Below are 13,850 nucleotides of genomic sequence, written 5' to 3'. Positions count from 1 at the left end.
CCGACCGGTGCCGCACCCCGAACTCGTCGGGCCCGCGGCCCTGCGCACGATGGTCGCGCGGACCACCGACACCGACGCGGCGAAAGCCGCTGACAGCGCGGGCCCGGGTGGGTCAGGATGACGACCCCGCGGCGGCGCGGCCCACCACGGGCGCACCACGGAAGCGCCGCGGACGCGGTGGCACGGCCCGGTGAGTCCCGGCGCCGCCGCAGGTCCGTCACTGCACACCCCCGGCACCGCCGCGCACCACCTCCCGCCCCCGCGACCGGCACGCCTGACGCAGCCGCTACCGCACCGCCACGACCGAGGACGCCCCATGACCACGCCCGCGACCGCACCGCCGCCCGACGACCGACCGCCCACCCCCACCCGCACCGGCGCCGGGACCGACGCCGACGCCCCGGCCGCCGCACCGGACGCACCGCTCGCCGACGCCCCCCTCACGGCCGCGGCCCGCCCGCGCTGGCGCCGCGACGTCACGGTCTTCCTCACCGGCCAGACGTTCTCGCTGTTCGGCTCGATGCTCGTGCAGTACGCGATCATGTGGCACCTCACGCTGCAGACGCGCTCGGGCACGGTCATGGCGGTGTACGCCGCCGTCGGGTTCCTGCCGCAGGCCGTCGTGTCGGTGTTCGGCGGCGTGTGGGCCGACCGGCTGGACCGGCGCCGGCTCATCATCGGCGCGGACGCGACGATCGCCGCGACCACGCTCGCGCTCGCCGTGCTCATGCTGTCCGGCTACGACCAGCTGTGGCTGCTGTACGTCGCCGCCGCGATCCGCTCCGCCGGCGCCGGGATCCAGACCCCGGCCGTCAGCTCGCTGCTGCCGCAGATCGTGCCGACCGACAAGCTCATGCGCGTCAACGGGGTCAACGGCACCATCCAGTCGGCCATGATGCTGCTCGCGCCCGCGGTCGCGGCCGGTCTGTACGCGTGGGCGTCGATCGAGGCGATCTTCTTCGTCGACGTCGTCACCGCGCTCGTCGGCATCGGGCTGCTGCTGCTCGTGCCCGTGCCGCGTCTCGTGCGCACCGACCAGGAGGCCGGGGTCCGCGGCTACGTCGCCGACCTCGTGGGCGGGGTCCGGTACGTCGTCACGCACGCGTTCGTGCGGTGGGTGCTGCTGCTGTGGGGCGTCGTGTTCGTGCTGATCGTCGCGCCGTCGTTCCTCACGCCGCTCATGGTCGTGCGGTCGTTCGGCGACGAGGTCTGGAAGCTCACCGCCAACGAGCTGGCGTTCAGCGTCGGCATGACGCTCGGCGGCGTCGCGGTCGCGTGGTGGGGCGGTCTGCGCAACCGCGTGCACATGGTCGTGCTGACGACCCTGCTGTTCGCCGTCCTCAACGTGGGCCTCGGCCTGTCGACGAACATGTGGGTGTTCTTCGGCTTCATGTTCCTCATCGGCCTGGGCGTGCCGTTCTTCTCGACGCCCACGATGACCGTGCTGCAGGAGACGGTCGAGCCCGAGCGGCAGGGCCGCGTGTTCGGGTTCGTCGGCGTCGTCATGGCCGTCGCGATGCCGCTGGGCATGGCGGTGTTCGGGCCGCTCGCGGACCGGCACTCCGTCGAGTCGCTCCTGGTCGCCGCCGGCGTCGCGCTGCTCGTGGTGGTGGTCGTCAGCGTCGCGCTGCCGTCGGGCCGGCGCGCGATGGCCGCGGCCGACGCGTCCGACGGCGCCGCACGTCCCGCCCCCGACGGGACCGGCGCGGAGGGGACGCCGGCCGACGCGTCCGCGTCGCAGCGCTGACCGGGCGCGGGAGCGCCCCGTGCGGTGCGGCCCCGAGGGGGTCGCACCGCACGGGGCGTCAGCCGGAGCAGCCGGCCGGGGCTCCGGCCCGGCGGGGCGTCAGCCGGCGAGGCGGGCGCGCACGAGCGCGCTGAGGGCCTTGCCGTCGGCACGGCCCTGCGCGCGGGCCGTCGCCTCCTTCATGACGGCGCCCATGTCATTCATGCTCGACGCCCCCGTGTCGGCGACGACGGCGTCCACGAGGGCCACGAGCTCGTCCTGCGTGAGCCGGGTCGGCAGGTACTCGTCGACGACGTCGGCCTCGGCGGTCTCGGTCGCGGCACGGTCGGCTGCGCCCGCGTCGGCGTAGATCTGCGCGGACTCGCGGCGCTTCTTGGCCTCGCGCGCCAGGACCGCGAGCACGTCGTCCTCGGTGAGCTCGCGCTCGACGGGCCCGGCCTTCGCCTCGTGGCGCACGGCGCCGATGAGCTGGCGCAGCGTGCTGGTGCGCAGCGCGTCGCGGGCCTTGAGGGCGGTCGTGAGGTCGGCGGTCAGTCGGTCGAGGGTGCTCATGCCCCTATCCTCGCGGTGCGTGCGCGGCGTCGCCTCATGATTCGGGGCGGACGGCGGCCCGAGGTCGCACCGTCACCAGGACGCCGTGACGACGTCCGTCATCTCCTCCACGGTGAGCGTCACGGGGTTGCCGCGCGTGCTGGACGCCGCGAGCGCGTCCGCGACGACGGCCGCCACGTCCTCCTCGGCCAGCCCGAGCGCGCCGAGCCCGGGCACGTCGAGCGCCGTCACGGTCTCGGCGAGCCACGCGACCGCGTCGGCCGCGCACGCGGCGGGGTGCCCGGTCAGCGCGGCCGCGGCGTCGTCGTACCGCGCGAGCCCGGCCGCACCCGCGTCGCCGAGCCGGCGCAGGGCCGCGACGTTGGCGGCCGTCGTCGCGGCCAGCACCGCGGCGCACACCTGCCCGTGCGGCGCGCCGAGGCGCCCACCGAGCGCGGCGGCGAGCCCGTGCACGGCACCCAGCTTCGCGTTGGCGAGGGCCATGCCCGAGAGCAGGGCCGCGATCGCCAGGTCGGTGCGCGCGCCGGCGTCGTCGCCGTGGTGGACGGCGCGGACCAGGCTGCGCGCGGCACGCACGAGCCCGTCGCTCGCGAGCGGGTCGGTCAGGGGCGTGGCCTGCGGGGTCGTGAACGCCTCGAGGCACTGCGTGAGCGCGTCCGCACCCGACGACGCCGTCAGCGCGGGCGGGCAGCCGAACGTCAGCTCCGGGTCCACGACCGCGACGGCGGGCAGCATCGCGCGGCCCCGGAGGCTCGCCTTGACGCCGCGCTCGGGCACGCGCACCGGTGCGTTGGCCGTGACCTCGGCACCCGTCCCGGCCGTCGTCGGCACCGCGACGACGGGCAGCGCACCGTCCGGCAGCGGCAGCCCGCGGCCGACGACCTCCAGGTGGTCCAGCACGTCGGAGTCGCCCGGCACGAGCACGGCCACGCACTTGGCGAGGTCGAGCACCGACCCGCCGCCCCAGCCGACGACGACGTCCGGCCGGACCTCGCGCGCGTGCGCGACCGCCGCGCGCACCGCCTCGACGTCGGGCTCGCCCCCGTGTCGCCACACGTGCGCGTCACGCCCGGTGGTGAGCGCGTCGACGTCGGCCGAGCCGCCCGCGACGACGAGCAGGCGCGCGCGCCGCGACCCGCCGCCGACCCCGCCCTCCGCACCGGCGAGCTCGTCGACGAGCCCACCCACCTGCGCAGAGGTCCCCGCCCCCACGACGATCCGGCCGGCGGTCGCGAACGTGCTCATCCCCCGAGGCTAGGCCCGACCGACCCGCCCACGCCGCCCACTGGTCACAACGGCACCCCACCCGGCGACCACTGGTCACAACTGCAGCCCGCCCGGCGACCACTGGTCAGAACGACAGCGGCGCACGCCCAGAACCAGCACCGAACTGACCACTGGTCACATCGGCACCCCACCCGGCGACCACTGGTCAGAACGGGTGCGGCGAGCGCCCTGGATCGGCACCGAACTGACCACTGGTCGGCGCGGCGGCGGGGTCAGGCGCGGCGGCGGGGTCAGGCGTGCAGGCGGGACCGCCAGTCCGGCGGGACGCGGTCCGCCGGGCCGGGGGCCGGCTGGTCGGCGGGGTGCGCCTGCGGCGGGGCCAGGTCGGGGCCCCGGCCGTACGCGTCGGCCGAGTAGTCCCACCACCAGTCCTCGCCCGGCTCGTAGCTGCGCACCAGCGGGTGCCCGGTGTCGCGCCAGTGCGCGGTGGCGTGCTGCGCGGGCGACGAGTCGCAGCAGCCGACGTGCCCGCACGCGGCGCACCGGCGCAGGTGGAACCACCAGCCGCCCGACGCGTCGCAGTCGACGCAGCCGGGGCCGCTGGGCGGCACGGTCGGGTCGATGGCGGTCTCGCTCACGCGGTCACCTCCGGGTCGGGGCCGGGCACGGCCGGGTCGTCACCCGGCGCGTCGGCCGGGGCGTAGGGCAGGCGCACGACGAACCGGGTGTCGCCCGGTGTCGAGCGCACCGACAGGTCGCCGTGGTGCTTGGTCACGACGATGCGCCACGCGATGTCGAGGCCCAGGCCGGTGCCGGACCCGACGGGCTTGGTCGTGAAGAACGGCTCGAACACGCGGTCGGCGATCTCGGGCGGGATGCCCGGGCCGGTGTCGGCGATCTCGACCTCGAGCCAGTCGTCGACGCGGCGCGTCGTGAGCGTCAGGGTGCCGTGCCCGTCCATGGCCTGCGCGGCGTTGTCGATGAGGTTGGTCCACACCTGGTTGAGCTCGGCGCCGTAGACGTGCACGGGCGGGAGCGTGCGGTCGTAGTCGCGCACGACGTCGACGCCGTCGAGCCGCCGCTCGAGCATCGTGAGCGTCGAGTCCAGCAGCTCGTGCACGTCGAGCGTCTGGTCGGGCGCCCGGCCGATCTGCGAGTACTGCTTGGCGGCGCCGACCAGCGAGGAGATGCGTGAGGTGGCGTCCTCGACGTCGTTCATGAGCTGCTCGGTCTCGAGCGCGTAGGACAGCCACCGCACGGCGCCCTCGAGGATGCCCGGCGCGACGGCGTCGGCGACGCGGTCGAGCCACGGCGGGTCGAGCCGCGCCGTGACGAACGTCGGCGCGAGGTCCCACCCGCCGGCGATGCCGTGCGCGTCGAGCCAGTCGGCGACCGCGTCCTCGGCGTCGGTGCGCTGCAGCGCCGTCGGCGGCGGCGGGGCCCCGGGCGCGCGGGACTTCGCGAGCGCCTCGACGGCCTGCTCCTGCAGGTCGACGAGCGTGCCGAGCGTCGTCGCGTCGTAGGGCCCGTCGGCGATCATCGCGAGCTTGTGCCGCATGCCCGCGACGCGCTCGCGCAGCGCCGCGGTCGCGCGGTTCGCGGCCGCGGCGGGGTTGTTGAGCTCGTGCGTGAGGCCCGCCGACAACGCACCGAGCGCGAGCAGCCGCTCGCGCTGACCCACCGCCTGCTGCGTGGTCCGCTGCCCGACGAACAGCCCCTCCAGCAGGTGCACGGCCATCGGGAACCACGACGTCATGAGCTGGGCGAAGTCCGGTGCGGGCAGCGCGTAGAACCGCGACGGCGCGAGCACCCGCATGGTCTGCGAGTAGCGCTGCGGCGTCCGGTCGCCCAGGTAGGCGGCGGTCGCACCGCCGTACACGCCGCGCTGCGACGTGCGGGACACCTCGACGTCGTCGGTGCCGACGCGCCGCGACATCGCGACCGTCCCCTCGAGCAGCACGTAGAACCAGCGCGCGGGCTCGCCCTCGGCGTACAGCGGTCCGGGCTCGCGGTGCTCGACGTGCCCGTGCCAGCACAGCCAGCGCAGCTGGTCGTCGTCGAGCGCCTCGAACAGGAAGAGGGTCCGCAGCTCCTCGACGTCGCAGGGCAGCGCGCCGTCGGGCGGGGACGCGCGCAGGTCGTCGGCGGGTGCGCTCACAGCTGCTCCAGGTACCGGTGGACGAGCATGACGGCCATCGCGCCCTCGCCCACGGCGGACGCGACGCGCTTGGCGGACTCGGCGCGCACGTCGCCGGCCGCGAACACCCCCGGGACGCTGGTCTCGAGGTGGTAGGGCGGGCGGTCCAGCGGCCAGCCGGCCGGGGGGCGCCCGTCGACGAGGAGGTCGGGGCCCGAGCGGACGAACCCGCGCGGGTCGCGGTCGAGCGTGCCGTCGAGCCACGCGGTGAGGGGCGCGGCGCCGATGAACACGAACAGGTAGCCGGTGTCGACGGTCTGCTTGTCGCCCGTCGCGGCGTCGCGCAGCACGACCTGCTCGAGGTGCTCGTCGCCGATCGCCTCGACGACCTCGGTGCCGGTGCGCACCCGGATGCGGGGGTGCGCCTCGACCTGCTCGACGAGGTAGTGCGACATCGACGCGCGCAGGTCGCCCGCGCGCACCACGAGGGTCACGGACCGCGCGTCGCGCGCGAGGTACATCGCGGCCTGCCCGGCCGAGTTGGCGCCGCCGACGACGTACACGTCCTGGTCGCGGCAGCCGGGCGCCTCGGTGAGCGCCGAGCCGTAGAACACGCCGCGGCCCGTGAGCGTGCCCAGGCCCGGGCCGGTGAGCTCGCGGTAGGACACGCCGTTGGCGAGGATCACGCAGTGCGCCGCGAGCGTGCTGCCGTCGGCGAACCGCACCGCGCGGGCCGACCCGTTGACGTCGAGCCCGCACACGTCGCGCGTCATGACGATCTCGGCGCCGAACCGCTGCGCCTGGCGCCGCGCGCGCTCGGTGAGCTGCGCGCCCGAGACCCCGTCGGGGAAGCCCAGGTAGTTCTCGATGCGTGAGCTCTGCCCGGCCTGCCCGCCGGTCGCGGTGCGCTCGACGAGCGCGGTGCGCAGGCCTTCCGACGCGCCGTACAGCGCGGCGCTCAGGCCGGCGGGCCCGCCGCCGACGACGACGAGGTCGTAGAAGTCCTCGGCGGGCTGGACCTCGAGGCCGACACGTGCGGCGACGGTCGCGTCGTCCGGCTCGACGAGCACGTCGCCGTCGGACGTGACGACGACCGGCAGCCGCGCGTCGTCGACGCCCGCGGCCTCGAGCAGCCGGACGCCCTCGGGCGAGTCGGACGCGAACCAGCGGTACGGCACCTGGTTGCGTGCCAGGAACTCGCGCAGCTGCGACGACCGCGCCGACCACCGGTGCCCCACGACCTTGGGGCCGTGCACGGCCGACGGCGCCGCCGCCCGCCACGCGTCGAGCTGCGCGTCGAGCACCGGGTAGAGCTTCTCCTCGGGCGGGTCCCACGGCTTGAGCAGGTAGTGGTCGAGGTCGACGACGTTGACGGCGTCGATCGCCGCGTCGGTGTCGGCGTACGCGGTGAGCAGCACGCGCCGCGCCGCGGGGAACAGGTCCATCGCCTGCTCGAGGAACTCGATGCCGCTCATGCCGGGCATGCGGTGGTCGGCGAGCAGCACGGCGACCTGCTCGCCGCGCAGCTTGAGCTCGCGGCACACGTCGAGCGCCTCGGCCCCGGACTCGGCCCGCACCACGCGGTACTGCTCGCCGTAGCGGCGGCGCAGGTCGCGCGCGACGGCGCGCGACACCGCGGCGTCGTCGTCGACGGTGACGAGGGCGGGACGGGCTGCTGCGTCTGGTGCCACACGGACCTCCGTGCCGGGCGGGATCGACGGCCACGTCGACGGCCGGTCGGTCGGCCGGCTCGACGGCCACAGTGTGCGCCCGTGGGCCGCGCGTGTCACCCGGCCCGCCCGGCGGAGCGCGCCGCGGGACGCCCCCGCGGCGCGGGTGCTCAGGCGCGGTCGTGGAGGGTCACGTGGTAGCCGTCGGGGTCGGCGAACGTGAACGTCCGGCCGAACGGGCCGTCGAACGGCGCGGTGACGATCCGGTGGCCGTCGGCGACGAGCGCGTCGTGGACGTCCTGGACGTCGGTGGCGTGCAGCCACAGGGCCACGCCGAGGCCGGGCTGGTCGACGGCGGCCAGGTCGAGGCCCGGCAGCGTCTCGCGCAGCGCGAACGCGACGGGCGACGTGGCGAACACGACCGCGTGCGGCGGGCCGGCGGGCGAGCGGACGAGGCCGAGGTAGCGCTCGTAGAACGCGCGGGCCGCGTCGAGGTGGCTGACCTGCAGGGAGAGGAAGTCGGGGCCGGTGACGGGCACGGTGCGCTCCTTGGCGAGGGGTTGTCAGTTTTCTGACATGACGACCGTATGTCAGGATGCTGACATGGGTCAAGACGGCGCCGGCATCGACCTCGACACCTCGCTCGGCTACCTCCTCAAGGAGGCGTCCAGCGCGCTTCGCACCGCGATGGACGACGTGCTGCGCCCGCTCGGCATGAGCGTCACGCACTACGCGTGCCTCGAGCTCCTCGCCCAGCGGCCCGGCGCGTCGAGCGCCGACCTCGCGCGCGGCACCTTCGTGACGCGGCAGACCATGCACGTGCTGCTCCAGGCGCTCGAGCGCGACGGCGAGGTGGCCCGCCCGACGGCGGCGCCGACGGGGCGCGTCCTGCCCGTGCAGCTCACGGCGCACGGCAGGCGACGGCTCGCGCAGGCGAGCGCCGCCGTCCGGACGGTCGAGGACCGGATGCTGTCCGGGCTCACCACGACCGAGCGCGCGGACGCCCTCCGGGTGCTGCGCGCGATGGTCCGCGCGCTGCGCGACACCCCCCGCTGACCCCGGGCGCGTCACGCACGCCAGCGTTTGCGCAGCCCACCGACCTCTCCTACGTTGCGAACGGGTCAAGCCACGGCCCGTCGCACGTCCGAGAGGTCCGGCTCGATGCCCCGGCCGCGCCCCGCTGCACCACGGCCCGACACCCGCCACGACGGCACGCCCGCACGCTGGTCGTCGCCGGGCGGGAGCGTCGTGCTGCGCCCCGGCGCGCGCCCACGCCTCGAGGTGACGGGCGAGGTCGACGCCGCGCTCGTGGGGCCCGAGGTCATCGCGGCCGTCGCAGCGGCGGCCCCCGCCGGTGCCGACGTGGACCTGTCGCGCGTGACGTTCCTCGACGCGCGCGGCCTGCGGCTCGTGCTCGAGGCGCTGGACGGCGCGGGGACCGGCGGGCCGGGCGGCCGCGTGCTGGGTGCCGTGCCGCGCGCGGTGCGCACGGTCGCGGACGCCGTCGAGGTGCCGCTGGCGCCCGGGGCCACGGACGCGTGAGCGCTCCGGTGGCGACGCCACCGGCGCAGGGTGACCATGGGCCCACGTCCAGCAGCGGCGTGGCTCGTCGCGAGGAAGAACGCCCATGACCACCGCCACACCGTCGAGGACGACGGGCCCCGCACCGCTGCAGGCGTCCCCCATGCCCCTGCCGACGCCCCGAGGACGGATCGGCGAGGCGCTGCTGCGGCTGCTCACCGGCGCGACGCTCGACCCCGCGCCGCTGCACGCCGCGGTCGCCGCGGCCGTGCCGGGGCCGACCCGCTCGTGGCTCGACCACGACGACCTGCAGATCGCCCTGACCTGCATGTACGAGCTGCACCACCAGGGTCTCGAGGGCGTCGACGACGACTGGGAGTGGCACCCGGACGTGCTGGTCGCGCGGTCGTTGCTGGAGCGGCGCGTCGAGGCCGAGCTGCGCGACCGCGTGACCGCTCCGGCGCCGGGCGCGACCGCGGCGGACGTCGCGGCGACCCTGTTCGCCACGGCCGCCGCGGACGACGCGCCGAGCGTGTCGCGGCACCTCGCACGCCGCGCGACCCAGCCGCAGGTCGAGGAGCTCCTGGTGCACCGGTCGGTGTACCAGCTCAAGGAGGCCGACCCGCACACGTGGGCGGTGCCGCGCCTCACGGGGGCGCCGAAGGTCGCACTGGTGGAGATCCAGTCCGACGAGTACGGCGCGGGCGACCCCGCGCGCCAGCACGCGGCCCTGTTCGCGGCGGCGATGCGCGGCGTCGGCCTGGACGACACGTACGGCCGGTACGTCGACCACGTCCCCGCGATCACGCTCGCGCACCCCAACGTCATGGCGATGCTGGGCCTGAACCGGCGGCTGCGCGGCGCGATCGTGGGGCACCTCGCGGCGTTCGAGATGACGTCGTCGGTGCCCAACCGGCTGTACGGCAACGGGCTGCGCCGCCTGGGCTTCGGCGACGACGTCACGGAGTACTTCGACGAGCACGTCGAGGCCGACGCCGTGCACGAGCAGATCGCCGCGCGCGACATGGCCGGGCGCCTGGTCGAGCAGCAGCCCGCGCTCGGGCCCGACGTCATGTGGGGCGCGGCCGTGTGCCTCGCGCTCGACGGCTGGTGGGCCCGGCACGTGCTGGCGGCGTGGGAGGCGGGCGCGTCGTCGCTGCGCCGGCCGGTGCGATGACGGGAGCCGACGAGGGGACGCACGCGGACGCCGGCACCGACGCGCCACGAGGTCGCGGCCCGGTCCGGGTCACCCCGTGCCCCGACGGGCCGCTGCTGGTGCGCGGCCCGCTCGAGCTGGTCGGGCCCGACGGCGTGCCCGTCCCGGTGCGACGCCGGACCGTGGCGCTGTGCCGCTGCGGCGGCACGGCGACCCCGCCGTGGTGCGACGGCACGCACAAGGTCAACGGGTTCCGCGCGCCCGGGTGACGTCACGCACGCCGGGACCCGTCCGGACGCACCCGCACGGGTCCGGACGGGTCCGTATCGACGGTCGTCGTTTGCTTCGTCCGCGAAAGGCACTTAGGTTTCCGTCTCGGGTCAGGACACGGCCCTCCGGTCGTCACACTCGGAGGATCCCCCCGTGTCCGCCCCCTCGCGCGAGACGCGCCACACCTTCCCCCTCCCGCCCGGTACCGCGCTGCTGCGGCACGGGCTGCGCGACGGCACCTGGTGGTGGTCCGACGCGACGTACGAGCTGCACGGATTCGAGGTCGGCGAGGTCGTCCCGACGACCGAGCTCGTGCTCGCGCACGTCCACCCCGACGACCGTCAGGGCTGGCGCAGCGCGCTGCTGGGCACGACGCGGGCCGGCACGTACTCGCACGTGCGGCTGCGGGACGCGCAGGGCCGCACGCGGCACGTGCTCGGGCTCGTGCACCGCGAGGACGACGTGGTCGAGGCCGCGCTGGTCGACGTGAGCGCGGTCGTGCGCTCGGAGGGCGCGCGCGTCGCGACCGAGCAGATCGCGGCGGCCACGACGTCGCGCGCGACGATCGAGCAGGCGAAGGGCATGCTCGCGAGCGCGTTCGCCGTGAACCCCGAGGAGGGGTTCGAGATGCTGCGCCGCGCGTCGATGCAGCACAACGTCACGCTGCGGCGGCTCGCGGAGCTCGTGGTCGAGCGGGCGGCCGCGCGCGGCCGCCCGGTGGCCGAGCTCGCGGACGAGCTCGGGCAGGTGCTCGCGCCGTCGTCGGTCGGCACGGACGAGGCGGTCGCCGACTCGTGACGGGGCGCACGGCGGGTCCGGACGGCTGGTGCCTCAGCGTCGTGGGACGAACACGCTCTCCGGTTCGCTGCCGCCCACGGCGACCACGACGTCACGCGCGAGGTCGCGGAGCTTGACGTTGCGGCCCTGCGACGCCTGCCGCAGGAGTCGGAGCGCCTCGTCGGGCCCGACCCGGTTCTGCGCCATCACGATGCCGATGGCCTGGTCGATGACGGCGCGGGACTCGAGGGAGGCCCGCAGGTCGGCCGTGGTCTGCGCGAGGTCGACCAGGCGCACGGACCACCCGAGCACGTGCGCGACGCCCGCCGCGTAGCGCTCGCCCAGCACGACGGCGGAGTCCTGCCACTCGAGGTGCCGCTCGCTGTACACGTTGAGCGACACGGAGACGTCGGCGCGCGTCGCGACGGGGAACGCGGCCGCGCCGACGAACCCCTCGGCGCGGGCGGCCAGCGCCCACGCGGGCCACCGGCCGTCGGTCTCGACGTCGCGGACCAGCACGGTGCGCCCCTCGTCGGCGGCCGTGAGGCAGGGGCCCGCGTCGCCCGCGTACTCGACCTCGTCGCAGCGCCGCGCGCGCTCGCCCGTGGCGCCGACCGTGCGCGCCTCGCCGTCGCGCCGCAGCGTGACGCTCACCTCGGCCACGCCCGGCAGCGTCGCGCGCGCGGACGCGGCGACGGTGTCGACCACGGCCTGCACGTCGGTGGCCTCGCGCACCGCGTCGTGCAGGCGTCCGAGCGTGTCGCCGAGCGGCTGGTCCAGCATGTCAGCGCCCCTCCCCGCACCCCGGGGCCTACGGGGGTGCTCGCCGGAAAACCGTAGGCCGGGCGCGTGGCACCCGCGACCGCGGGAGCCACGTCCGGGCCCGACGGCGCGCACCCGGCGTCCCGCCGCGCGCTCGACGGGGTCCGCGGGTAACGTGAGAAGACGGGTCAGGCAGCGGCCCTCCGCTCTCGCGACGGAGGACACCGTGCTGCCGCACTCGCTCGCCTCACCCGCCCGCCCCGCACCGCCCGCGGTGCCCGCCACCCCGCCGTCGGGGGCTGCGCGATGACGCGCCGCTACCTGCCCGAGCCGTGGCGCGTCGTGCCGAACGACGGCGGCCACGTGACCGTCCGCGTCGAGGGGTACGTCGAGGGCACCGGCACGTTCGTCAAGCCCGACGGCCTGGGGCGCCTGCGCGTCCAGGTGGCCGCGGGTGACGGCACGCTCGACCTGCTCGACCTCGAGGGGCGGCGCATCGGGCACGTCGGCGGCCCGTGGCCGCGCCTGCTGCAGGACGAGCTGCGGCGCTGCGCGCGCGAGGGCGTCACCCCGGTCGTGCGCGCGTCCCTCGTGGGCCCGCGCGGCGAGCGGACCATGTTCGTCATGCTCGCGTGGCCGTCGCAGCGCACCGCCGCGCAGCGCCGGCCCGCGCTCACCGGGCGCCGCTGAGCCGTCCCCGGCCAGGGGCGCGGGGCGCGACGGTCACGGACGACCGCCGCGCATCGCGACCACCCGTGACCGTCGCGACGCAGCACGTCGCCGCGCGTCAGAGCACCCAGCGCTGGTTGGCGGCGCCGTGGCACGACCACACGACGAGCTTCTGCCCGTCGTGGAACGGGTTGCCGCCGTCGGCGTCGAGGCACCGGCCGGACTGCGGGTTGCGCAGGGTCTGCGTCGCCGCGTCGTAGGTCCACCGCTGGGCGGCCGTGCCGTTGCAGGTCCACAGCTGCACGCGCGTGCCGTCGGCGGTGCCGCCGCCCGCGACGTCGAGGCACCTGCCGAGCGCACGGACCGTGCCGTCGGCGCCGCGGGTCCACTGCTGCGCGGCGCCGCCGTTGCAGGTGGCGATCTGCGCGGGGTTGCCGTCGTGCGTCTGCCCCCAGGGCACGTCGAGGCAGAGGCGACCGTCGGCGCGGATCGTGCCCGTGCCCGTCGGAAGCGTGCCGCCGCCGGGCGTGCCGGGGTCGCCGCCGCTCGTGGCGCCGTTGTCGGTCACGCGGATCCAGTCGACCTTCATCTGCTGCGGGAAGGTCGTGGTGGCGTCGGGGTACCCGGGCCACTGGCCGCCGACCGCGACGTTGAGGATGAGGAAGAAGGGCTGGTCGAACACCCAGGCGTTCGACCCGACGCTCGCGCGCGTCACGCGGTGGAACTGCTGCCCGTCGACGAACCACGTGATCTCACCGGGCTTCCAGTCGACCGCGAACGTGTGGAAGTCGTCGGCGTACGACCACCCCTGGGGGTGCATCGCGGACCCGGTGATGCCGGCACCGCCCGAGTACCCGGGGCCGTGCACGGTGCCGTGCACGAGGTGCGGCTCCTTGCCGACGTTCTCCATGACGTCGATCTCGCCCGAGCCGGGCCACGGGGTCTGCGGGAACGACGCGCCCAGCATCCAGAACGCGGGCCAGATGCCCTGCCCGCGGGGGATCTGGATGCGCGCCTCGACGCGCCCGTAGCGCAGCTCGACCTTGTCGTCCGTGTGCAGGCGGGCCGAGGTGTACGAGCCGTCGGCCTCGCGGCGCGCGGTGAGGACGAGGTTCCCGTCACCGTCGAGGGCCGAGTTGGCGCGCGACGTCGTGTAGTTCTGGAGCTCGGCGTTGCCCCACCCGTTCGCACCCGTGTCGTACGACCACACGGCGGGGTCGGGGGCCGCGCCGGCGGGTCCGTCGAACTCCTGCGACCACAGCACGTCCCCGACGGCGGCGGGTGCGGGCCCGCGCGCGGCGGCGGGCGTCGTGGTCGCCGCGCCCGCGACGGCGAGGGCGAGGGCCGCGAGCAGCGCCGCGG

General features: G+C 76.0%; 15 protein-coding genes. 7 read left to right on the top strand and 8 right to left on the bottom strand.

Annotated features, from left to right (window positions below):
* Positions 1–316: 316 nt before the first annotated feature.
* Positions 317–1,747, top strand: a complete 1,431-nt coding sequence (locus CS2_RS11750) for an MFS transporter (RefSeq protein ID WP_070320142.1) — start codon at positions 317–319, stop codon at positions 1,745–1,747.
* A 99-nt stretch (positions 1,748–1,846) separates the two neighbouring features.
* Here the strand turns inward: CS2_RS11750 and CS2_RS11745 are convergent, their stop codons facing one another.
* The 6 genes from CS2_RS11745 to CS2_RS11720 all read right to left on the bottom strand — a co-directional run bounded on the left by CS2_RS11745 (position 1,847) and on the right by CS2_RS11720 (position 7,872).
* Positions 1,847–2,299, bottom strand: a complete 453-nt coding sequence (locus CS2_RS11745) for a GatB/YqeY domain-containing protein (RefSeq protein ID WP_070320141.1) — start codon at positions 2,297–2,299, stop codon at positions 1,847–1,849.
* Between the two features lie 72 nt (positions 2,300–2,371).
* Complete coding sequence (locus CS2_RS11740; protein WP_070320140.1) at positions 2,372–3,544, bottom strand: iron-containing alcohol dehydrogenase; 1,173 nt, start codon at positions 3,542–3,544, stop codon at positions 2,372–2,374.
* A 272-nt stretch (positions 3,545–3,816) separates the two neighbouring features.
* Positions 3,817–4,164, bottom strand: a complete 348-nt coding sequence (locus tag CS2_RS11735) for a UBP-type zinc finger domain-containing protein (RefSeq protein WP_070320139.1) — start codon at positions 4,162–4,164, stop codon at positions 3,817–3,819.
* Positions 4,161–5,684 carry an ATP-binding protein gene (locus CS2_RS11730; RefSeq protein WP_233421161.1) on the bottom strand — a complete coding sequence of 508 codons (1,524 nt, stop codon included), beginning with the start codon at positions 5,682–5,684 and terminating at the stop codon, positions 4,161–4,163. Before CS2_RS11730 ends, CS2_RS11735 begins: the two co-directional genes overlap by 4 nt.
* Positions 5,681–7,354, bottom strand: a complete 1,674-nt coding sequence (locus CS2_RS11725; RefSeq protein WP_046531087.1) for an NAD(P)/FAD-dependent oxidoreductase — start codon at positions 7,352–7,354, stop codon at positions 5,681–5,683. Before CS2_RS11725 ends, CS2_RS11730 begins: the two co-directional genes overlap by 4 nt.
* Positions 7,355–7,503: 149 nt before the next feature.
* Positions 7,504–7,872, bottom strand: a complete 369-nt coding sequence (locus CS2_RS11720; RefSeq protein ID WP_070320138.1) for a VOC family protein — start codon at positions 7,870–7,872, stop codon at positions 7,504–7,506.
* A 64-nt stretch (positions 7,873–7,936) separates the two neighbouring features.
* On the opposite strand from CS2_RS11720, the gene CS2_RS11715 reads away from it, so the two are divergent.
* From CS2_RS11715 to CS2_RS11695, 5 genes are all read left to right on the top strand, one after another.
* Positions 7,937–8,389 carry a MarR family winged helix-turn-helix transcriptional regulator gene (locus CS2_RS11715; RefSeq protein ID WP_070320137.1) on the top strand — a complete coding sequence of 151 codons (453 nt, stop codon included), beginning with the start codon at positions 7,937–7,939 and terminating at the stop codon, positions 8,387–8,389.
* Positions 8,390–8,581: 192 nt separating this feature from the next.
* Positions 8,582–8,875: an STAS domain-containing protein gene (locus tag CS2_RS11710; RefSeq protein WP_167748923.1), complete on the top strand. Its 294-nt coding sequence runs from the start codon at positions 8,582–8,584 to the stop codon at positions 8,873–8,875.
* An 85-nt stretch (positions 8,876–8,960) separates the two neighbouring features.
* Positions 8,961–10,031, top strand: coding sequence for an iron-containing redox enzyme family protein (locus CS2_RS11705; protein ID WP_082740177.1), 1,071 nt, complete (start codon positions 8,961–8,963; stop codon positions 10,029–10,031).
* Positions 10,028–10,279 (top strand): CDGSH iron-sulfur domain-containing protein, encoded by a 252-nt coding sequence (locus CS2_RS11700; RefSeq protein WP_082740181.1) that lies wholly within the window; start codon positions 10,028–10,030, stop codon positions 10,277–10,279. Before CS2_RS11705 ends, CS2_RS11700 begins: the two co-directional genes overlap by 4 nt.
* Before the next feature lie 154 nt (positions 10,280–10,433).
* Positions 10,434–11,078 carry a PAS and ANTAR domain-containing protein gene (locus CS2_RS11695; RefSeq protein ID WP_070320133.1) on the top strand — a complete coding sequence of 215 codons (645 nt, stop codon included), beginning with the start codon at positions 10,434–10,436 and terminating at the stop codon, positions 11,076–11,078.
* Positions 11,079–11,111: 33 nt separating this feature from the next.
* Here CS2_RS11695 and CS2_RS11690 read toward each other — a convergent pair whose 3' ends face one another.
* Positions 11,112–11,840, bottom strand: a complete 729-nt coding sequence (locus CS2_RS11690) for a GAF and ANTAR domain-containing protein (RefSeq protein ID WP_070320132.1) — start codon at positions 11,838–11,840, stop codon at positions 11,112–11,114.
* Between the two features lie 285 nt (positions 11,841–12,125).
* Here CS2_RS11690 and CS2_RS11685 point away from each other — a divergent pair, with 285 nt between their 5' ends.
* Positions 12,126–12,509, top strand: a complete 384-nt coding sequence (locus CS2_RS11685) for a hypothetical protein (protein ID WP_070320131.1) — start codon at positions 12,126–12,128, stop codon at positions 12,507–12,509.
* 97 nt (positions 12,510–12,606) lie between these two features.
* Here CS2_RS11685 and CS2_RS11680 read toward each other — a convergent pair.
* A partial coding sequence (locus tag CS2_RS11680) for a lectin (protein WP_070320130.1) occupies positions 12,607–13,850 on the bottom strand: 1,244 nt, incomplete at its 5' end.

Origin of the sequence: Cellulomonas iranensis NBRC 101100 = JCM 18110, from assembly GCF_001552375.1 — a bacterium.
In the GTDB taxonomy this organism is placed as follows: Bacteria; Actinomycetota; Actinomycetes; order Actinomycetales; family Cellulomonadaceae; genus Cellulomonas; species Cellulomonas iranensis.
This window is presented reverse-complemented; position numbering and strand designations above follow the sequence as displayed.